20 protein-coding genes and 1 pseudogene are annotated in these 18,580 nt (G+C 47.7%); 4 read left to right on the forward strand and 17 right to left on the reverse strand.

From position 1 onward, the window contains the following. From rimM to rplS, 3 genes are read left to right on the forward strand one after another with little or no spacing between them, the layout of a single operon-like run. Entirely contained in the window at positions 1–534 is a 534-nt protein-coding gene (gene rimM, locus AC2T15_RS02670) for a ribosome maturation factor RimM (protein ID WP_286592917.1), read from the forward strand. Between the two features lie 12 nt (positions 535–546). After that, a complete protein-coding gene (gene trmD / locus AC2T15_RS02675) occupies positions 547–1,290 on the forward strand; it encodes a tRNA (guanosine(37)-N1)-methyltransferase TrmD (protein WP_080995563.1) in 744 nt (247 codons plus the stop codon). A 53-nt stretch (positions 1,291–1,343) separates the two neighbouring features. Further along, positions 1,344–1,697: a 50S ribosomal protein L19 gene (gene rplS, locus AC2T15_RS02680; RefSeq protein WP_286592916.1), complete on the forward strand. Its 354-nt coding sequence runs from the start codon at positions 1,344–1,346 to the stop codon at positions 1,695–1,697. Between the two features lie 91 nt (positions 1,698–1,788). Here rplS and AC2T15_RS02685 read toward each other — a convergent pair whose 3' ends face one another. Genes AC2T15_RS02685 through AC2T15_RS02695 form a run of 3 tightly spaced genes read right to left on the reverse strand, consistent with a single transcriptional unit; the run spans position 1,789 to position 3,276 of the window. Then, positions 1,789–2,157, reverse strand: coding sequence for a hypothetical protein (locus AC2T15_RS02685; protein ID WP_286592915.1), 369 nt, complete (start codon positions 2,155–2,157; stop codon positions 1,789–1,791). A 10-nt stretch (positions 2,158–2,167) separates the two neighbouring features. Further along, the gene (locus AC2T15_RS02690; protein WP_486778666.1) at positions 2,168–2,989 is read right to left on the reverse strand and encodes a putative RNA methyltransferase; all 822 of its coding nucleotides are present in this window, start codon (positions 2,987–2,989) and stop codon (positions 2,168–2,170) included. Next, positions 2,989–3,276, reverse strand: coding sequence for a DUF1883 domain-containing protein (locus AC2T15_RS02695; protein WP_486778667.1), 288 nt, complete (start codon positions 3,274–3,276; stop codon positions 2,989–2,991). The genes AC2T15_RS02690 and AC2T15_RS02695 overlap by 1 nt, the downstream gene beginning before the upstream one ends. 137 nt (positions 3,277–3,413) lie before the next feature. Between AC2T15_RS02695 and tcdA the strand changes: the two genes are divergently transcribed. Further along, positions 3,414–4,220 (forward strand): tRNA cyclic N6-threonylcarbamoyladenosine(37) synthase TcdA, encoded by an 807-nt coding sequence (gene tcdA / locus AC2T15_RS02700; RefSeq protein WP_486778668.1) that lies wholly within the window; start codon positions 3,414–3,416, stop codon positions 4,218–4,220. Between the two features lie 88 nt (positions 4,221–4,308). Here the strand turns inward: tcdA and AC2T15_RS02705 are convergent, their stop codons facing one another. The 14 genes and pseudogenes from AC2T15_RS02705 to AC2T15_RS02770 all read right to left on the reverse strand — a co-directional run bounded on the left by AC2T15_RS02705 (position 4,309) and on the right by AC2T15_RS02770 (position 18,543). Beyond that, positions 4,309–5,913 carry an isocitrate lyase gene (locus AC2T15_RS02705; RefSeq protein ID WP_486778669.1) on the reverse strand — a complete coding sequence of 535 codons (1,605 nt, stop codon included), beginning with the start codon at positions 5,911–5,913 and terminating at the stop codon, positions 4,309–4,311. Positions 5,914–6,279: 366 nt separating this feature from the next. Next, on the reverse strand, positions 6,280–7,059 hold the full coding sequence (locus AC2T15_RS02710) for a secretin N-terminal domain-containing protein (RefSeq protein ID WP_486778670.1): 780 nt from the start codon (positions 7,057–7,059) through the stop codon (positions 6,280–6,282). Positions 7,060–7,090: 31 nt separating this feature from the next. Continuing rightward, positions 7,091–7,519: a GNAT family N-acetyltransferase gene (locus AC2T15_RS02715; protein WP_053100064.1), complete on the reverse strand. Its 429-nt coding sequence runs from the start codon at positions 7,517–7,519 to the stop codon at positions 7,091–7,093. Beyond that, positions 7,512–8,678, reverse strand: a complete 1,167-nt coding sequence (locus AC2T15_RS02720) for a ribosomal protein uL16 3-hydroxylase (RefSeq protein ID WP_486779001.1) — start codon at positions 8,676–8,678, stop codon at positions 7,512–7,514. The genes AC2T15_RS02715 and AC2T15_RS02720 overlap by 8 nt, the downstream gene beginning before the upstream one ends. Positions 8,679–8,793: 115 nt before the next feature. Further along, complete coding sequence (gene purB / locus AC2T15_RS02725; protein ID WP_053100062.1) at positions 8,794–10,164, reverse strand: adenylosuccinate lyase; 1,371 nt, start codon at positions 10,162–10,164, stop codon at positions 8,794–8,796. Positions 10,165–10,226: 62 nt separating this feature from the next. Continuing rightward, complete coding sequence (locus AC2T15_RS02730; RefSeq protein WP_486778671.1) at positions 10,227–11,081, reverse strand: DMT family transporter; 855 nt, start codon at positions 11,079–11,081, stop codon at positions 10,227–10,229. Further along, complete coding sequence (gene hflD / locus AC2T15_RS02735; protein ID WP_053100059.1) at positions 11,081–11,701, reverse strand: high frequency lysogenization protein HflD; 621 nt, start codon at positions 11,699–11,701, stop codon at positions 11,081–11,083. Before hflD ends, AC2T15_RS02730 begins: the two co-directional genes overlap by 1 nt. Then, entirely contained in the window at positions 11,698–12,816 is a 1,119-nt protein-coding gene (mnmA, locus tag AC2T15_RS02740; RefSeq protein WP_053101891.1) for a tRNA 2-thiouridine(34) synthase MnmA, read from the reverse strand. The genes hflD and mnmA overlap by 4 nt, the downstream gene beginning before the upstream one ends. Positions 12,817–12,941: 125 nt before the next feature. Continuing rightward, positions 12,942–13,934 carry a sulfate ABC transporter substrate-binding protein gene (locus tag AC2T15_RS02745; RefSeq protein WP_053100057.1) on the reverse strand — a complete coding sequence of 331 codons (993 nt, stop codon included), beginning with the start codon at positions 13,932–13,934 and terminating at the stop codon, positions 12,942–12,944. Between the two features lie 169 nt (positions 13,935–14,103). Continuing rightward, positions 14,104–15,177, reverse strand: a complete 1,074-nt coding sequence (locus tag AC2T15_RS02750) for a 3-deoxy-7-phosphoheptulonate synthase (RefSeq protein ID WP_486778672.1) — start codon at positions 15,175–15,177, stop codon at positions 14,104–14,106. A gap of 636 nt (positions 15,178–15,813) precedes the next feature. Next, positions 15,814–16,401: a hypothetical protein gene (locus AC2T15_RS02755; RefSeq protein ID WP_486778673.1), complete on the reverse strand. Its 588-nt coding sequence runs from the start codon at positions 16,399–16,401 to the stop codon at positions 15,814–15,816. 149 nt (positions 16,402–16,550) lie between these two features. Then, positions 16,551–17,345 carry an enoyl-ACP reductase FabI gene (gene fabI, locus AC2T15_RS02760; RefSeq protein ID WP_053100051.1) on the reverse strand — a complete coding sequence of 265 codons (795 nt, stop codon included), beginning with the start codon at positions 17,343–17,345 and terminating at the stop codon, positions 16,551–16,553. 30 nt (positions 17,346–17,375) lie between these two features. Then, positions 17,376–17,609 (reverse strand): annotated as a pseudogene (locus AC2T15_RS02765) (ABC transporter ATP-binding protein); the annotation flags it as partial. A 208-nt stretch (positions 17,610–17,817) separates the two neighbouring features. Then, positions 17,818–18,543: a hypothetical protein gene (locus AC2T15_RS02770; RefSeq protein ID WP_486778351.1), complete on the reverse strand. Its 726-nt coding sequence runs from the start codon at positions 18,541–18,543 to the stop codon at positions 17,818–17,820. Between the last annotated feature and the right edge of the window lie 37 nt (positions 18,544–18,580).

The raw sequence follows: 18,580 nt of genomic DNA on the forward strand, positions 1-18,580 counted from the left end.
ATGTCTGCCTCCAGCACTTCAAATAATTTGGTCGTTCTCGGCAAAATCGGCGCGGTGCATGGTGTGCGTGGAGAAGTAAAGATTCACTCTTTTACTGATCCGATGGAAAACCTGTTGGATTACCCAGTTTGGACTTTACGTTCAGCAGGAGTGCTCAAGCAGGTCAAGTTGGAGAGTGCTCGCTTTCAAGGCAAGGGGCTAGTCGCTCGCATTCAGGGCTTAGATGATCGGGAAGAGGCACGTACTCTGACGGGTTACGAGATCTGTGTGGCGGTTGATGAGTTACCTGAGCTGGCTGAGGGAGAGTTTTACTGGCATCAACTTGAAGGTCTAAAGGTGATTAACCAAGCGCAGCAATTGTTGGGTAAGGTCGATCATTTATTAGCGACTGGCGCAAATGATGTATTAGTGGTGAAGCCCTGTGTGGATAGCCTCGATGATCGTGAGCGTTTATTGCCCTATACCGAACACTGTGTGTTGGCTGTGGATCTCGCCGCTGAAGTAATTCAGGTGGAGTGGGACGCTGATTTTTGATGAGGGATTCCTTTGCAGGTTGAAGTCATCAGCATCTTTCCGGAGATGTTTAGCGCCTTAACAGAATATGGCATTACCAGTCGTGCAGTGAAGCAGGGGATTTTGCAGCTGAATTGCTGGAACCCACGAAGTTTTACTGAAGACCGACACCAAACCGTAGATGATCGTCCATTTGGCGGTGGTCCGGGTATGGTGATGAAAATCGAGCCATTAGAGCGCGCTTTAGCGGCGGCAAAGCAAGCGGTTAATGGGCGGGCGAAAGTTATTTACTTATCGCCGCAGGGTCGTCAACTGAAGCAGGCGGCTGTTACGGAATTAGCGAAAGAGTCTGCAATGATTTTAATTGCAGGGCGTTATGAAGGCATTGATGAGCGCTTTATTGAAGCGCACGTTGATGAAGAATGGTCAATCGGAGATTACGTCCTGTCTGGTGGTGAATTGCCAGCCATGGTTCTGGTTGACGCGGTAACGCGGTTACTGCCTGGGGCACTAAACCACGCAGATTCCGCTGAGGAAGACTCCTTTACAGACGGTCTCCTTGATTGTCCGCATTACACCCGTCCGGTGGAGTATGCAGGCAAGCGTGTTCCTGAGGTGCTGCTTAGCGGTCACCATGAACACATCCGGCGCTGGCGATTGCAGCAAGCCTTAGGGCGTACTGCAGAGCGTCGCGCTGATCTTCTGGATTGCCGCTCGCTTTCTGGAGAAGAGCAAGAGCTGCTTGAGGAATATTTCCGCGAGCAGGACGATAGATAACGTATCGATGGTAAGCCCATTTTAATTAAGTGGTTTGCCTTCAGGAGCAAAAGATGACTAACAAAATTATTCAGCAGATCGAAGCTGAACAAATGACTAAAGAGATCCCAGCGTTTGCGCCGGGTGACACTGTAGTAGTTCAAGTTAAAGTAAAAGAAGGTGATCGTCAGCGCCTTCAGGCTTACGAAGGTGTTGTAATTCGTAAGCGTAACCGTGGTTTAAACAGCGGTTTTACTGTACGTAAAATTTCTAGCGGTGTAGGTGTTGAGCGTACTTTCCAAACCTACAGCCCAATCGTAGACAGCATCACTGTTAAGCGTCGTGGTGATGTACGTAAAGCTAAGCTTTACTACTTACGCGCTCTGTCTGGTAAGGCAGCACGTATTAAAGAAAAACTGTCTCGCTAAGATCGAGTCAGTGTTTCAAAAAAAGCAGCTTAAAGGCTGCTTTTTTTATGTCTGGTCGGCTGCTTGGGAGCACTGGGTGAAAGTTGCTAGGCTAAACCCGCCAGGTAAACTCGCTCACGCCCTCGGCATTCACTTTTAGCCATTGATCGGCATTGGCTTCGCCTTGGCTTTCTTGCCAGCCGCCTAAAGAGCAGCGCACTTCAACCCCAAGCGCAGCGTAAGCGGCTTGAGCGCAGTCTAAATCAGTGGCCCACGGACTAGCAGCGCTTTCAATTAATAAGCTGCTCCATTTGCCTACCGCATGTTTAAACCAAGTAACTGGCAGTTGAGCGATCAGCGCTTGGCTGATTTGCCCTTTCGTCAGCCAGTGGGGGGTAGCTGCCAAGGCTGTGCTAAGCCAGTGACTAACAGCCTCTAGGTCGCAGTCTTTAAGGTAGATTTCGATATCTGGCTGGCGCATCCTCTGTCCCTCAACTAAGTGAAAACCAGTCAAAGCGTACTGCAACTGTGACCGTTTGTGGATGATTAATAAAGTGTTGGCGCTTTTCTTCAGCTGCTCGCCAGCCATGGGGCGTCATGGCCAGTAAGTCTGCGCGATCTTGAGCAGTGGGCAGTTCAAGGCTGAAACTGAGGTACTCGCTGCGACTTAGGTTAAATGTCTTAGGCGCTTCTTGGGCATGCTTATTGTCATCATAGGCATGCACTTGCGCATAGAGTTGTTGGCGTAGCTCAATTAAATGCTGGCTAGCCGGACTAACTTTAAGTACTTGCCCGTTGGGCGCGAGTACTCGTGCACACTCTTGCCAGTCGAGCGGGCTAAATAAGCTAGTGATTAGCGCTATTGACTGATCGGCAACGGGAAGATTATTCATACTAGCCACCAGCCAAGTGATTGGCGAATGCTTGCTGCTGGCGTGCTTAATTGCTTCTTTAGAGATATCCAAACCTATGCCTTGGCTATGGCTTAGCTGCCGGCCTAAGTGTTGGGTGTAGAAACCTTCGCCGCAACCGATATCGAGCCAGTGGTTAGGGGCTATCTGTTGCGCTGCCTGACTAAGCTGCTCGGCAATCGGTAGGTAAAACTGCTGCCCGAGAAACCGGCGGCGTGCTTCAACCATCGCTTGATTGTCGCCTGGCTCACGGCTTTTTTTATGCTGGACCGGCAGTAGATGGTAATAGCCCTGTTTAGCGCGGTCAAAGTTGTGCTGCTGCTCACACCTTAAGCTATTGAGATGAGGCTTAAGCGGTGTGCGGCACAGAGGGCAAATAAGCGGAGGCAGGCGCTGAGTCATTATTTTTGCCGAATAATCTTAATGCTGTGGGTAAAGTTAATCTTGCGCGTGACACTGATCGCGCGGCGATTGGCGGTATCTAAGGTGATATTCCAAGCGCCGTCCTTGGGGATCTTAATCCGTGCTGGAAAGCGATCAAACAGGCCGCCATGGTAGTTGTGACGACCGCCGTTTTTAAAGCTGCGAAAGTTAGCATCATTCATTAAGCGAATATTGCAGGGTTGGGAGCAGGTAATAACGACGGTATCACCTTCTTTAAGCTCTTCACGTTGGTGGACAAATTTCATCGGTGTATCTCGACCAGTCAAACAATTAGTGCCGCTATCTTAGCATAGCTTGCAGCGCTAACCGGCCAGCTTTAGGCAGGCATTACTCTTACTGCGTCAGTTGAATTGGGTACAATAGCCAAAAATTACTGGGTGAATTGAGCATGATAGAGCAACGCTTTGGTGGTATTGAGCGCTTATACGGTAAGCAGGGCCTAGCACGCTTGCAGGCAGCCCATGTCGCAGTGGTTGGAATAGGTGGCGTGGGATCGTGGGTGGCAGAAGCTTTGGCGCGCAGTGGCGTGGGCGAGCTGTCGTTATTTGATTTGGATGATGTCTGCGTGACGAACATTAACCGACAAATGCCGGCTTTAGAAAATACCGTGGGCCAGTTAAAAGTAGAGGTGGTTGCTGAGCGTATCCAGCAAATTAATCCGGCCTGCATTGTGCATGCGGTGCCTGACTTTGTAACCCGTGAGACCATGGCAGAGTACATCACTGAAGAGTTAGATTTTGTGGTCGATGCCATTGATAGTGTGGCTGCCAAAGCGGCATTGATTGCTTGGTGCAAGCGTCGAAAAATTCAATTAGTCACTACTGGCGGGGCAGGTGGACAGATTGATCCAACCCAGATTCAAGTCACTGATTTAAATAAAACCTTTAATGATCCATTGGCGGCCAAGGTGCGAGGGTTGTTGCGCCGTGATTATAATTTCTCGCGCACGCCAGGCAGGCATTATTCGGTGCCTTGTGTGTTTTCAACTGAACAGCTGAAATACCCAAAGCCTGATGGTGATGTTTGTCAGAGCAAGCAGTTTGTTGGTGAAGGGGTAAAGCTTGATTGTGCCGGCGGGTTTGGTGCGGTGATGATGGTGACAGCTACTTTTGGTATGGCTGCTGCGGCTAAAGCGGTAGAAAAAATTGTCGCCGGCGTACGGAGGCCGAGCGAGCGCAGCAAAGTTTAGGCTTAGCGTTTTGAGGCCAATAAAAAACCCCAGCACGTTGCTGGGGTTTTTTGTGTCAGTGGTAAGCCTGACTAATCAGTGATAGCGATTAAACGTTATCGAACTGATTCATGGTGTTGTCTTCACCGCTTGCTTTCAGCGCTGCGTCACCAGAGAAGTACTCTTTGTGAGTATCACCGATGTCAGAACCAGCCATGTTTTGGTGACGTACGCACGCAATACCTTGGCGGATTTCTTTACGCTGTACGCCTTCAACGTAAGCCAGCATACCTTGCTCACCGAAGTAACCTTTAGCTAGGTTGTCAGTGGACAGTGCTGCCGTGTGGTAGGTCGGCAGGGTAATTAAGTGGTGGAAGATACCTGCTTCACGTGAAGCATCTTTCTGGAAGCTCTGGATGCGTGCATCGGCTTCGTCGCACAGCTCAGTACCATCGTAGTCAGCGCTCATTAAGCGGTCACGATCGTAAGCTGATACGTCTTTACCTTCTGCTGTCCAGTCATCAAATACTTGCTGACGGAAGTTCAGGGTCCAGTTGAACGATGGGCTGTTGTTGTACACCAGCTTAGCGTCTGGAACAGTCTTACGGATTTCGTTAACCATTTCAGCGATCTGACCAACGTGTGGCTTCTCGGTTTCGATCCAGAGTAAGTCTGCACCGTTTTGTAGAGAAGTTACGCAGTCTAGAACAACGCGGTCAAAACCGGTGCCTTCGCGGAACTGGAATAAGCCGCTGGCTAAGCGCTTAGGCTTCAGCAGTTTACCGTTAGATTTGATCACAACGTCGCCGTTCTCGATTTCGCTAGCATCATTGATGTAGTCGCCATCTAGGAAGCTGTTGTACTGGTCGCCTAAGTCGCCTGGCTCGTTAGTTACTGCGATTTGCTTGGTTAAGCCAGCGCCTAAGGAGTCAGTACGGGCAACGATTACACCGTCGTCAACGCCTAATTCTAGAAACGCGTAACGTACAGCGTTGATTTTTGCTAAGAAGTCAGCGTGTGGAACGGTTACTTTACCGTCTTGGTGACCGCACTGCTTCTCGTCAGATACTTGGTTTTCGATCTGAATCGCTGCAGCACCTGCTTCGATCATTTGCTTAGCCATTAAGTAGGTGGCTTCTTCGTTACCGAAACCAGCGTCAATGTCAGCAATGATAGGTACTACGTGAGTTTCGAAGTTTTCGATCTGGTCTAAGATCGCAGCTTCTTCAGCTTTGTCGCCTGCTTTACGTGCTTTGTCTAACGCAGTGAACAGAAGATCTAGTTCACGGGTATCAGCTTGACGTAAGAAGGTGTAGAGCTCTTCGATCAGGTGTGCAACAGAGTTTTTCTCGTGCATGGATTGGTCAGGTAGTGGACCAAACTCTGAACGCAGAGCAGCAACCATCCAACCTGAGAGGTAGAGGTAGCGCTTGTTAGTGGTTTGTAAGTGCTTCTTGATGGAGATCAGTTTTTGCTGACCAATGAAACCGTGCCAGCAGCCCAGTGACTGGGTGTATACAGAAGAGTCGGCATCGTACTCAGCCATATCTTTACGCATGATGGCTGCAGTGTATTTGGCGATATCTAAACCGGTTTTGAAACGGTTCTGAATGCGCATACGAGCAGCGTACTCAGGGTTGATCGCACTCCAGCCGCTACCGGCTTTATCTTTAAGAGCGGCAATTGCCTTAATTTCGTTCTGATAAGTTGACATGGTCAATCCTTCAAAAAAAGTATTGGGTACAGCGTTAACTTGCCACGCACAACCGAACTTGAAAGTGGATGCTAGGTGGCGCGGTTGCGTTCTGGTTCAGAGGGCATGACTGTGGAAGAGGTTGGCGCTGATTATGGTTTGCTACGTCAACAGTTGTTGAGATCCGCTACCTGGGCCGATTACTAAGGTAATCTACTAATCAATCGTTGCTCGTTATCACCCTGCTGCCACAAGCTTAAGCTCAAGGCTGCTGTGCACTCTGCAGCTGCTCTTTACTCAGAAGCAGGGGTATGATGCGCTTTAATCGGCCGTTCGTCAAACGATTTGTAGTGTTTTTTTTATGCCACTACAAAAACTACAAAAAACTTAATTGAGTCGCTCAACTTTAATTTTTATGCCTGAAGTCTGCTGTCTATGGGCTTGTTGGCGTGTGGTAAGACCACGGTTAGACTCTTGGCTCACGCTAGAAAGGCTGCCTAAATCAATCCATTGACCTAATTCTGTAGTGATCTGACTGCTAAGCTGTTGCGTTTGCCTTGGTGCATGATTAGTAGCGGGTTGAATTTGCTGATCGTCTATACTGATGAGTGCGCGCTGTCCTTGCAGTTGCACTCTAAGTTGCAGCTGGGAGCAACTCTGTTCGTAGCCAGAATAGCGATGCAAAGTCCCATTGGGTAGGTGTTGGTAGTGGGTGATGGGGTGCTGTTGTTGCTGGCTAATAAGCACTGCGCTGCCTTCTAGGGTGCGCACTTGTTCAATGCCTTGTTGCTGTGAGTGATGCCGATTGTGGGTAATTTCACGTTGCCCAGAAGGGCCAAGGATGACCTGATGTCCATCCACCGAAAAGCTGCCGCCGAGATTAATCGAGTCTTGCTCGCTGTGTGCCATACCTGTGCGATCAATGCTAATCAGCAGCATCTGTGGTTCCGTATCAAGTTGCTGCACGAGTTGACGAATCTCTTCGATCTGTGGTGCCGGGGCATTAATTACTAATTGATTACCGTGACTGACTATACGCCCTTGGTCACCGAGGATGCTTTGCAAAGTGGGTTGTAATTCATCCGCGCTACGGTAGTGCACTTGGATCAGCTCGGTGGCGGCAAAGCTAGCGCTGCTGAGCAGGCTGCCCAGTAGCAGCCCACTCAAAGGGTATCGATAGTTGCTGCCCAGAAGGCGCTTAGGGAGTACTGCGACGAAGCATTTCAACATGGGGAATGCCCGCTTCAATAAACTCTTCACTGGTGACCTTAAAGCCTAAGCGCTCATAAAACGCGGTGGCATGGGTTTGCGCGGTGAGAATTTGTTCTTGCATACCTTGGCGCTCGGCTTCGGCAATCACTGCTTGCATAATCAGCTCGCCAATATGCATGCCGCGCCAGTCTTTCAAAACCGCAACGCGACCAATACTAGCATCTGGTAATAAGCGCGCAGTTCCCACAGCAAACTGGCCTTCAAAAGCTAAAAAGTGGGTCGCGGTATCGTCTTCGCTGTCCCATTCTTGTTCGGCAGGTACACCTTGTTCTTGTTGAAACACACTCTCACGAATACGGCGTAAATCCGCATTGTCATGATTCCAATCGGCAATTCTTACGTGGATATCATTCATCGGCAAACTCCAGACTGCCTTGTTTAACTAATTCAACAATCAGTGTAGTGGCTTCCTCGGATTCAAGCCAAGGAGCTAAATTGGCTAAGTGAAGCGCATCTGCAGAGCAGAGTAAAGTCAGCAATTGTGCTAACTCGGCAGACAATAAGCGGCTATTACCACTAACAAAGAACAAGAGGCCGGTTTCACCCTCGAGTGTGACCTGGCTCCAGGCTAGGCGAGCTGAAGGGTTGCGCACTAAAAGCGCACCTTGCTGGAGGGCTTCGAGCAAAGAGTCTAAGTCAATCTCGATGCCTTGCACGCGCTCGGGGTATTTGGGATCAGTCATAAACTGGCCAAACCAGCTGAGTAGTAAACGATCATCACTGAGATGTTCGGTCAGTAAACGTTTGACTTGCGCTAAGTCTTCGGCGCGAATTTCAGCGCTATCAGTCAGGGGGCTGCGATTGCTATCGCTAAAGCGATCTTCATCAGGAATAAAGCGTGTGAGGTAGTCGGTGTAATTGGTCAGTACTTCGGCAGCGCTGGGTGCGCGAAAACCCACTGACCAGGTTTGGCAGTTATCTTCGGCAATTCCCCAGTGGGCTAAACAGGGCGGTAAATACAGCATATCGCCGGGCGCTAACACCCATTCCTCCGACTGCTCAAAGTGTGCCAGTAACCGCAGGCTGTCGTGGGCTAATAAGGGGCTGCTATGATCACAAAATTGCCCAACTTTCCAGCGCCGATGGCCTTCGGTTTGCAATAAAAATACATCGTAATTGTCGTAGTGTGGGCCCACACTGCCGCCTTCTGTAGCAAAGCTAATCATGACATCATCAATCCGCCAGCTGGGTAGAAAGTTAAAGTGCTGCAAAATTTCTTGCACTTCAGGAATAAACTGATCAACCGCTTGAACCAATAGCGTCCAGTGACTGGCAGGAAGTTCAGCAAAGGTTGTTTCGGTAAAGGGCCCATGCTTGAGCTGCCAAGGTGTTTCGCCATGCTCAATAATAATGCGTGACTCTAGTTCTTCCTCTAGGGATAAGCCGGCGAGTTCATCGGAGGCGAGCGGGGTTATAAAGTTGGGAAAGGCCTGGCGAATGATGAGTGGCTTTTTTTGCCAGTAATCGCGTAAAAAAACGTCCGCGGTTAGGCCGCCAAGGACTTCAAGGGGCATCTGGGAATTGGGCAAGGTAAACTCCAGCCAGCTAAATTTAGGACGATATTAAAACAAAAAGTGCCTGACATTATCAGGCACTTTGAGCGAGTTAAGCACACAAAATGTGTCTAACTTAGATGCGCTTAGCTTGCGCGATCGCATTACCAATGTAATTGCTTGGCGTTAATTGACGTAGCTCTTGTTTGGCCTGTTCAGGTAACTCAAGGGTATCAATAAAGGCCAGCAAAGCATCGGGAGTAATGCCTTTGCCGCGAGTTAAATCTTTGAGCTTTTCATAGGGATTTTCAATACCGTAGCGACGCATAACGGTTTGTACCGGCTCGGCTAATACTTCCCAGCAGTTGTCTAAATCTTCAGCTAAACGGGGCGCATTTAACTCTAGTTTACCCAGACCTTTTAGTGTGGCTTCGTAGGCAATAATGCTGTGGCCAAAACCCACACCGAGATTACGCAGCACCGTAGAGTCGGTGAGGTCACGCTGCCAGCGTGAAACAGGTAATTTGCTGGCCAAATGCTGGAAAATAGCGTTGGCGATACCAAGGTTACCCTCAGAGTTTTCAAAATCAATCGGGTTAACTTTGTGTGGCATGGTGGATGAGCCAATTTCACCCGCAACGGTTTTTTGCTTGAAATAACCGATGGAAATGTAGCCCCAAATGTCGCGATCGAGGTCAATTAAAATAGTATTGAAACGAGCTACCGCATCAAACAACTCTGCGATGTAATCGTGTGGTTCGATTTGTGTGGTATAGGGGTTCCAGCTAAGGCCTAAATCATTTTCAATAAAGTCTTTGGCATTGGCTTCCCAGTCAATATCAGCGTAGGCAGATAAGTGGGCGTTGTAGTTACCTACGGCGCCATTAATTTTACCAAGTAATGGAATGGCTTTAATTTGCTCGATTTGGCGCTCTAAACGGTACACTACGTTGGCTAACTCTTTACCAAGAGTAGTGGGAGAGGCCGGCTGGCCATGGGTGCGTGACAGCATTGGCACTTCAGCAAACTCATGGGCAAGCTCACGTAGCTTATCGGCTACTTGCTGCATTAGTGGCAGCACCACTTGATCGCGGCCTTCACGTAACATCAGCGCGTGGGACAGGTTGTTAATGTCTTCACTGGTGCAAGCAAAGTGAATAAATTCACTGATTTTAGCCAGCTCAGGTAACTGTTGCGCTTGTTCCTTGAGCAGATACTCCACCGCCTTGACGTCGTGGTTAGTGGTGCGCTCAAACTCTTTTACCCGCTCGGCGTGCTGGAGTTCAAAGTTTTCAGCCAACTGATTAAGCAGGGCATTAGCTTGTTCTGAAAAGGGTGCAACTTCAGTAATGCCTTGATGTGCAGCCAGACGTTGTAACCAGCGTACTTCAACGAGTACGCGATTACGGATCAGTCCGTACTCACTGAAAATAGGACGAAGTGCAGCGGTGCGACTGCCATAACGGCCATCGACAGGTGATACAGCAGTAAGTGAAGAAAGCAGCATGGATATTCTCTTGCAATCAGACCAAAACAGGCGGGCAGTGTACTACAAACAGGCCCTAGGGTTTAGCGTTTACGCAGGAACAATGACATTAGGCTGGCGCTAATGATTAAAACTGCACCACCAATCGAGAGTAGATCGGGGGTTTCTTGCCAAAAAAACCAAGCCAGTAAGCCGGCAAAAATAATCGCGCTATAAGCCACCGGCGAGATAATGGATGGCGGTGCCAATGTGTAGGCCCTTGACATGGTGATCTGAGCAAAGGCGGCCAGTAGTCCAGCGAGTCCCAGCCAAAGCAGTTGAGCGTGGGTTAGCGTTTGCCAAGCCCAAGTCAGTGGCACAGCGGACACTAAGGCGCTAAAAAATGCAAAATAAAATACTATCCGATAGGCAGGCTCGGTATCGCTCATTTGCCGAATTGAGACATAGGCAATGGCAGCGAGTAAGCTGGCAGCTAAACCAATCAAGGACAGGCTGTTAAACAAGCTATTAGAAGGCTTGGCTACTAGCGCTACGCCGAGTAAGCCAATGGCTGAAAAAACTAATACCCTTGGGGTCAGCGGCTCTTTGAGCCAAAAGTAGGCAATAATTGGGGTAAAAATAGGTGCTGAGTAAGTAAACAGCATGGCGTCAGCTAGGGGTAAGTGCGCGATTGCGTAAAAAAAGCAATACATCGCCGCAAGACCCGAAAAGGTACGTAAGAAGTGCGATTTAAGGCGCGTGGTTTTAAGAGGCGCTAGGCCTTTACGTAGCAACAGCGGTAAAAAAAAGATAACGCCAACGAGGTTTCTTGAAAACACCACGATTTCGTTGTTAATCCCAGACTGGGTGGCGTAACGGATAGCCACCCCCATCAAAGCAAAGAGTAAGGCAGAAACTCCCAGCAAGAGAGCGCCTTGTAGTGGTTGGCTTTCTTGCATCAGAAGCTAGGACGCTGGGTCAGTAGATTGAGCATTTTTTTGCGACTAAATACCAGCTGCCAGCGGTGACCACCCAGTTGTCGCCAGAGCATGGCGCTACGAATACCGGCGAGTAAGAGGGCGCGCACTTTAGCGGCGACCATCTCCTGCTGCAGATAGCGCATATCACCATGGACTTGAATACGCTGTTTAAAGGTACTGACTGTGTCTTGGTAGAGCGCGCCTAAGGAAGCAATCACATTGTCATGGGTCAAGCCAAATTGTTCAACCTTGGTTTGAATCAAGGGCAAGCGTTGGCTGATGACATCAATCAGCTCCTCATTGCGCTCTAACTGGGCTTCTAGGGTGATTAAATTCAGCGCATAGCGCAAGGTTTGGCGAGGCAAGTTACCTGGATCACGGCGCAATGCTGCCTCTAAGGCTTTATAGCCATCGCGCAGATTTAAGTCATCGCCGCCATACACTTCTAAGGTGTTTTGCGGGTCGGTAATTAACAGACTATTTAGTAGGCAACTTAAGGTGCCGCTGGGCGTTTGCCCAGTTTGAGCTAAACGATCGACTGCTGCGGCAGCTTGAAAAACACCGGCTAAGGCAATTAAACGTTCTTGCTCAATACTCATGGTCGTTGGATCTCCTCATCCCAAGGTTGGGTGGTTTCAATGACGCCGCCACCTAAGCACAGATCGTCTTGATAAAACACAATCGACTGGCCTGGGGTGACGGCACGTTGTGGTTGTTCAAAGGTCACCACATAGCCTTGCTCGGTACGGCTCAGGACGCAGCGCTGATCAGGCTGGCGATAGCGAACTTTAGCGCTCAGCTGCAATGGTTGGCTTAAATCAATGGGATTAATCCAAAAGATTTCACTGGCCGTTAAACTGCGCGAATAGAGCCACGGATGCTCATTACCTTGGCCGACAATCAGTACGTTACGCGCTAGATCTTTAGCAAGTACGTACCAAGGCTCTTCGCTGGCATCTTTTAGGCCACCAATACCTAAGCCTTGGCGCTGACCAATGGTGTGGTACATCAGACCGCTGTGCTGGCCAATGACTTCGCCGTCTACGGTTTGAATCTCACCAGGTTGAGCGGGTAAATACTGTTTTAAAAAGTCAGTAAAGCGTCGCTCGCCAATAAAGCAGATGCCGGTAGAGTCTTTCTTTTTTGCGGTGATTAAGCCATGTTGTTCGGCTAGAGCGCGAACCGCTGGTTTTTCTAGTTCACCCACGGGAAACAAGCTTTGGCCAATTTCTGTGCCACCAACAGCATGTAAGAAATAACTTTGGTCTTTGTTGTTATCAAGACCTTTATATAGACGGCTTTCACCATCAACGTCTAAGCGGCGAACATAATGACCTGTGGCAATTAGATCAGCGCCTAAGTGATGGGCATAGTCTAGAAAGGCTTTAAACTTAATTTCGCGGTTACACAAAATATCTGGGTTAGGTGTGCGACCCGCTTGATACTCTTCTAAAAAGTGTTCAAATACCTCGTCCCAGTACTCGGCGGCAAAGTTAGCGGTATGCAACTTGATTCCCAGTTTATCGCATACGGCTTGGGCATCGGCGAGGTCTTCTTTGGCGGTGCAGTATTCAGTGCCGTCGTCTTCTTCCCAGTTTTTCATAAACAGGCCTTCCACCTGATAGCCTTGCTGCAAGAGCAAGAGGGCCGACACAGAAGAATCAACACCGCCGGACATACCAACGATGACACGGGTAGTAGCTGGGTTATACATGGCATCAACATCTAAGAAAAATAAAGTCAATTCTATCAGATGCAGCCCTGAAGGTGACAGCTTGCTTAAAAAAGCCAAAAGCCGCTGAAAAAAATCAGCGGCTGAGAGTCAAGCAGGCAAGTGGATTATTGTGCGTAGACCTGATCAAAAATACCGCCATCATTAAAGTGCTCTTTTTGAATCTGATCCCAAGGGCCAAAGGTTTTTTCTACCGGCATAAACTCAACTTCTGGGAAGCGGTCAGCGTATTGCTTAAGAATCTCTTGGTTGCGTGGACGCAGGTAGTTTTCAGCAGCAATTTTTTGCGCCTCGTCAGACCATAAATACTTAAGATAGGCTTCGGCCTGCGCTCTTGAACCTTTGCGATCAACTACCTTGTCGACCACCGCAACGGGAGGTTCAGCTTCAGCGCTTACACTTGGGTAAACCACCTCAAAACCACCACGGCCAAACTCACGAGCAATCATTTCTGCTTCGTTTTCAAAGGTGATTAGGACATCGCCTAATTTGTTTTGCATAAATGAGCTGGTTGCTGCACGGCCGCCAGTATCTAAGACAGGAGCTTGTTTAAATAACTTGCCGACAAAGTTTTTTGCATCTTGTTCGGAGCCACCATTGTTTAAGGTATATGCCCAGGCTGATAGGTAGGTGTAGCGACCATTACCTGAGGTTTTAGGGTTAGGCACAATAATTTCTGTGCCTTCTTTGACTAAGTCTGGCCAGTCTTGAATATTTTTCGGGTTGCCTTTGCGGACGATAAATACCGTAGCCGAGGTAAAGGGAGCACTGTTATTAGGCAAGGCTTTAGCCCAATCCGCAGGAATTAGATTGCCGTACTCATGCAGTGCATTAATATCCGTGGCCATATTCATGGTGATGACATCTGCTGGTAAGCCATCAATTACTGAGCGGGCTTGTTTGGTTGAACCGCCGTGAGACATTTGAATCTGAATCGGTTTATTCCCTTCAGCCACCCAGTGCTTTTGAAAAGCCGGGTTGTACTCTTTATAAAAGTCGCGCATGACATCGTAGGAGACGTTAAGCAAAGGCGCGGCTTGTAGTGCACTGCTGACAGCGATGCTAGCAGCCAACAGCGAAAAAGACAGTAAAGATTTCATAGTGACTCCGCACATATTAACGAATGATGTGAGGCACTATAACCAAGGTCTTTTATTCCATAAAAGAATATATAGCTATTTGCTTATGCTTTTTGTTGGCGGTTAAAGCAATCAAGCAGCCCTAGGCTGCTTGATTGTGTTACGAGTAAATCTAACTATCTGATTAAGCTTAACGCTTACGCTTAGGCAATACATCCTTGAGTTTGGCATGCATATCACGAATGCATTTTTCAGTGGTTTCCCAGTCAATGCAGGCGTCGGTAATGGAAACGCCGTATTGCAAGTCTTCTAGGTTTTCAGGTACTGATTGATTACCCCAGCCAAGGTGGCTTTCCACCATCAAGCTGTTAATTGAGGTATTACCATCAACAATTTGATTGGTGATATTTTCAAGCACTAAAGGTTGCAGGGCAGGGTCTTTGTTTGAGTTAGCGTGGCTGCAGTCAATCATAATGTTGGGCGTGATTTTCGCTTTGACCAGCTCTTGCTCGCACAGCGCCACACTGACAGAGTCATAGTTAGGTTTACCATTACCGCCACGTAATACCACGTGCCCATAAGTGTTACCTTTGGTTTTAACCAGTGACACGCTACCTTGTTGGTTAATGCCTAAAAAGTGGTGCGAGTTTGACACCGACTGCAGGGCATTAATTGCCACGGTTAAGCCGCCATCTGTACCATTTTTAAAACCCACTGCAGAAGATAGACCAGAGGCCATTTCACGGTGAGTCTGGGATTCAGTGGTACGGGCGCCAATGGCTGACCAGCTAATTAAATCCTGCAAGTATTGCGGGGTAATTGGATCAAGGGCTTCAGTGGCTGTGGGTAAACCTTTTTCGGCCAGATCAAGCAGTAATTTACGGCCAATGTGTAAGCCATCTTCAATTTGGAAGGTGTCATCCAAATAGGGGTCGTTAATTAACCCTTTCCAACCAACTGTGGTACGCGGCTTTTCAAAATAAACCCGCATGATGAGATATAAAGTATCTGACACTTCTTCTGCTAACACTTTTAAACGGTCAGCATACTCGTGGGCGGCTTTGAGATCGTGAATCGAGCAAGGGCCGATCACAATAAATAAACGGTGGTCTTTACCATCTAAAATATCTCGCACCACTTGGCGGGCAGTCGCAACAGTTTTATGCGCCGTTTCGGTTAACGGCATTTTAGCTTTGAGTTGCTCTGGCGTAATCAAGGTCACATTCGACACAATATTTAAGTCATCAATTGGTAAGTCAGCCATGGTGTTACTCATTTACTCACAGGTCGGAGGTCGCATAAGCCGGCGATCCAGTGCGGCTAGCTAAGAATTATACATAGCATCATTCAAAGAAACCGATAAACGGCCAAATATAGCAAAATTTGAAACTATCTTGCTGGCAAAAGCTAAAACAACGGCTTTAGCGGCTAACAAGCAAGATAATGGATGAATAATTGCTGATTCAAGAGCTGGTTATGCGGCAGGTCAATACATGCGGGGCAAAACGGTAGCTGCAGTGAGCCGATCAATTTCTTTGGCTTTCACCTTAACCCGTTATTGTGAATTCTGGAAGTCAAAAGCAACGCAAAATTCAGTAGGGCTAGGTTAAAGCTAATCGCAGCGGGGTGATAGCTGCGATTAGCGGCTTAACTTGCGTTAAGTGTTAGGGGGTATGGTTCGCGCTGATAGAAACGTTGTTTAGCCACGGTTTTGGCTAATGTTTGATCAATATTGAGCAAGCTGATCACGGGCTCACGTACCGCTAGCATTTCTACTTTGGATAGCTCAAAGGTATAGGCTGAGAGTATGCTTTTGCTCTAAGCGTGTATAAGAAAACTGTAGTCTAAATAGCCTGTTAGCTGCTTATTTCGCAGCTAACAACGTTTTAAGCCGGAGACACTAGCCTGAATAGGGTAAGTAATTTACCCTTATTAGGCGATCGTTTTTATCAAAGACAAAGAAAACGTAGTCACCTGCCTCGCTTTGCTTGTAGTCGTACACTAAAAGATTTTCGTCAGATGATATTAAGCAGTTGGACTTACCGAAGGCTTCATATACAGCTTTTCGAGAAGAGCCTATTTTGACGTTTTTTGCAAATTCTAGCTGTTTTCCAATAAATTGGATTTGGCTGGCGCCTTGGTTGCCATGCTCGCTATTTTTATAGTGAGACATGATAACGCCCTCTTTAAACTCAGTGCGGTAGAAGTTAACAGGAGGCTCACTTTCGGTGATTGTTTCAGATATCACTTGAAGGCGTTTTTTAGCTTTTTCTGGGTAGATATCCATTTGGTAAAAACCATATTTTTTTAAAAAACTATCAAAGGTCTTATCAAAAAAAGTGGGCTGACCATTGGCAATGCAAGCCTCCATGTCACCGATAAGCTTTTGTTCTTGGGCCGATAGCTTAAAAGATTCAGCGCTTACTGGGCTGGATAATGCAGCCAATGCTAGGGCGGTACAGCTGAGGGTGGTGATTGATTTCAACATAATAAAACTCCATGTATTCCTTGTTTAATCAGCTGCACTTAACAATGCAGCCGAGGTAATCTAAAACATTTGCTGGAGTAAAGGAAATCAGGGCATAAAAAAGCGACTGCACGATGGCAGTCGCTGTGGTTGCAATAACCGCCTTACGGTTAACTGTCTAATGCACCCATTGCGGTAGTGTTAAAGCCACCGTCAACGTACATAATTTCACCACTAATGCCTGAGGCTAGGTCAGAGCATAAGAAAGCTCCCGCATTGCCAACTTCTTCAATAGTCACGTTGCGGCGCAGTGGGGTTTGCGCTTCGTTGGCACCGAGCATTTTACGGAAATCTTTAATGCCCGAAGCCGCTAAGGTACGAATCGGACCTGCCGATACTGCGTTAACACGGGTGCCTTCTGGACCAAGGCTCGAGGCAAGATAACGTACGCCTGCTTCTAGACTAGCTTTAGCCATGCCCATAACGTTGTAGTTAGGCATGGTGCGTTCAGCGCCCAGATAGGTCAAGGTTAATAAGCTGCCATTACGACCTTTCATCATTTCACGGCCCGCTTTGGCTAGGGCGACAAAGCTATAGGCGCTAATATCGTGGGCAATTTTAAAGCCATCACGGGTAGTTACTTCAGTAAAATCACCATCCAGTTGGTCGCCAGGGGCAAAACCTACCGAGTGCACAATACCGTCCAAGCCATCCCATTGTTTGGCTAGCTCAGTAAAGACATTTTCGATATCGGCATCATTGGCCACATCGCACGGAAAGCATAAATCAGCACTGGAGCCCCAGTCAGCGGCAAAGCCTTCTACTCGGCCTTTAAGCTTTTCATTTTGGTAAGTGAATGCGAGTTCAGCGCCTTCACGGTGCATGGCCGCGGCAATTCCGGAGGCGATGGATAGCTTACTGGCTACACCAACAATTAAAATACGTTTACCCGCTAAAAAACCCATGTGATTTCCTCTTATGTATGGGGAATAACATCAATTCGCTGCAGCTGGCAGCATAAATGCTGCTTCTAGCAATTGCTGCGTATAAGGATGCTGTGGCGCTGCAAAAATAGTCGCCGCAGTCCCTTGTTCTACTACTTGGCCTTGACGCATCACCATTAATTGATGACACAAGGCTTTAACCACCGCCAAATCATGACTGATGAATAAGTATGTGAGGTTGTATTTGACTTGTAAGTCACGTAGCAATTCTATCACTTGTCGTTGCTGTGGGATGCTAATAAAGTTGGTAACAAAGCTCAGCGCAAAGCCGCACTCTATCGAGCCTATAAAATCAGAGCAAAAAATAAAGTTGGTAACTTTTGAGGCTCTCATGAGATTTTTAGGGTAAAAGCGTACTAATAAAGTTGGTAACTATTAACAGGCATGGTGTAAGGCTTCTTAGCTTAAATCATGCCTGTCGTTTTTCTGCTCATCATCCTGCTTGGGTATCAGTTTCCTGTAGCAGTTCATGTAATGGCTGCTTAAAACCACCATCATCCGTACCCAACAGGACATTAAAAACAATATGACTGAGCGAAGATTGGGGTAGATCGTAGTTTCTACTGAACGCTGTCACATTCCAATCATTTGCTAGAGCTTGCTCTAAGCTCCGAGATATCGACCTAACTACCGTGTTTGCTGCCTGTCTTTTAGAAACGTAACTGCGCATATAATAGGCAGCAGCATCCCGAGCTGCACGCCAAAGGAAATTATAGGTCTGAGCTACGCTGAACGTTTTTAGACATTGCCTTAGGGTATGCTGCGTTTTTTCTCCTGGTGAAAAATCAAACTGGTGTTCTTCTAGTTTCACTTTAAGGAAGGCTAGGCACTCTTGTAACTGAATCTCCTTGCACAGTTCAATAAGCTCAGGAGAGTGCTTTATGTTTTGCAAAACTTCAGTGTCTAGAAAGTCATGAATGAGTTTGCTCATGTCCTGCTGGTCTAGTGCGAAATCAAATGTAGACATGACAAAGCTGATGCTGGCTGTACCATCCGCGGCAAACTCTACGGCTTCTGGAGAGGAATCTAAGCTAATCAATAGCAAGTGCTTATCAATCAAATGTCGCAGAATATATCGATCAAAAATAGGGTCAGGGGATAGAGTGTAGTTAGGGTAATCACTTAATGGCTCAATCGCACTGAGATCTTCGTTGCTCAACGCATGAATGATAGCGAGTAGATAAATAATGCTTTTG

The organism is Thiopseudomonas sp. SA1F2-1K (genome assembly GCF_057443035.1).

What these genes read in the sequence shown, in the direction of transcription:
- rimM (WP_286592917.1), top strand. Translation starts at nt 1, where the DNA reads ATGTCTGCCTCCAGCACTTCAAATAATTTGGTCGTTCTCGGCAAAATC.
- rplS (WP_286592916.1), top strand. Translation starts at nt 1,344, where the DNA reads ATGACTAACAAAATTATTCAGCAGATCGAAGCTGAACAAATGACTAAA.
- AC2T15_RS02685 (WP_286592915.1), bottom strand. Translation starts at nt 2,157, where the DNA reads ATGCGCCAGCCAGATATCGAAATCTACCTTAAAGACTGCGACCTAGAG.
- AC2T15_RS02690 (WP_486778666.1), bottom strand. Translation starts at nt 2,989, where the DNA reads ATGACTCAGCGCCTGCCTCCGCTTATTTGCCCTCTGTGCCGCACACCG.
- AC2T15_RS02695 (WP_486778667.1), bottom strand. Translation starts at nt 3,276, where the DNA reads ATGAAATTTGTCCACCAACGTGAAGAGCTTAAAGAAGGTGATACCGTC.
- AC2T15_RS02705 (WP_486778669.1), bottom strand. Translation starts at nt 5,913, where the DNA reads ATGTCAACTTATCAGAACGAAATTAAGGCAATTGCCGCTCTTAAAGAT.
- AC2T15_RS02715 (WP_053100064.1), bottom strand. Translation starts at nt 7,519, where the DNA reads ATGAATGATATCCACGTAAGAATTGCCGATTGGAATCATGACAATGCG.
- AC2T15_RS02720 (WP_486779001.1), bottom strand. Translation starts at nt 8,678, where the DNA reads ATGCCCCTTGAAGTCCTTGGCGGCCTAACCGCGGACGTTTTTTTACGC.
- purB (WP_053100062.1), bottom strand. Translation starts at nt 10,164, where the DNA reads ATGCTGCTTTCTTCACTTACTGCTGTATCACCTGTCGATGGCCGTTAT.
- AC2T15_RS02730 (WP_486778671.1), bottom strand. Translation starts at nt 11,081, where the DNA reads ATGCAAGAAAGCCAACCACTACAAGGCGCTCTCTTGCTGGGAGTTTCT.
- hflD (WP_053100059.1), bottom strand. Translation starts at nt 11,701, where the DNA reads ATGAGTATTGAGCAAGAACGTTTAATTGCCTTAGCCGGTGTTTTTCAA.
- mnmA (WP_053101891.1), bottom strand. Translation starts at nt 12,816, where the DNA reads ATGTATAACCCAGCTACTACCCGTGTCATCGTTGGTATGTCCGGCGGT.
- AC2T15_RS02745 (WP_053100057.1), bottom strand. Translation starts at nt 13,934, where the DNA reads ATGAAATCTTTACTGTCTTTTTCGCTGTTGGCTGCTAGCATCGCTGTC.
- AC2T15_RS02750 (WP_486778672.1), bottom strand. Translation starts at nt 15,177, where the DNA reads ATGGCTGACTTACCAATTGATGACTTAAATATTGTGTCGAATGTGACC.
- AC2T15_RS02755 (WP_486778673.1), bottom strand. Translation starts at nt 16,401, where the DNA reads ATGTTGAAATCAATCACCACCCTCAGCTGTACCGCCCTAGCATTGGCT.
- fabI (WP_053100051.1), bottom strand. Translation starts at nt 17,345, where the DNA reads ATGGGTTTTTTAGCGGGTAAACGTATTTTAATTGTTGGTGTAGCCAGT.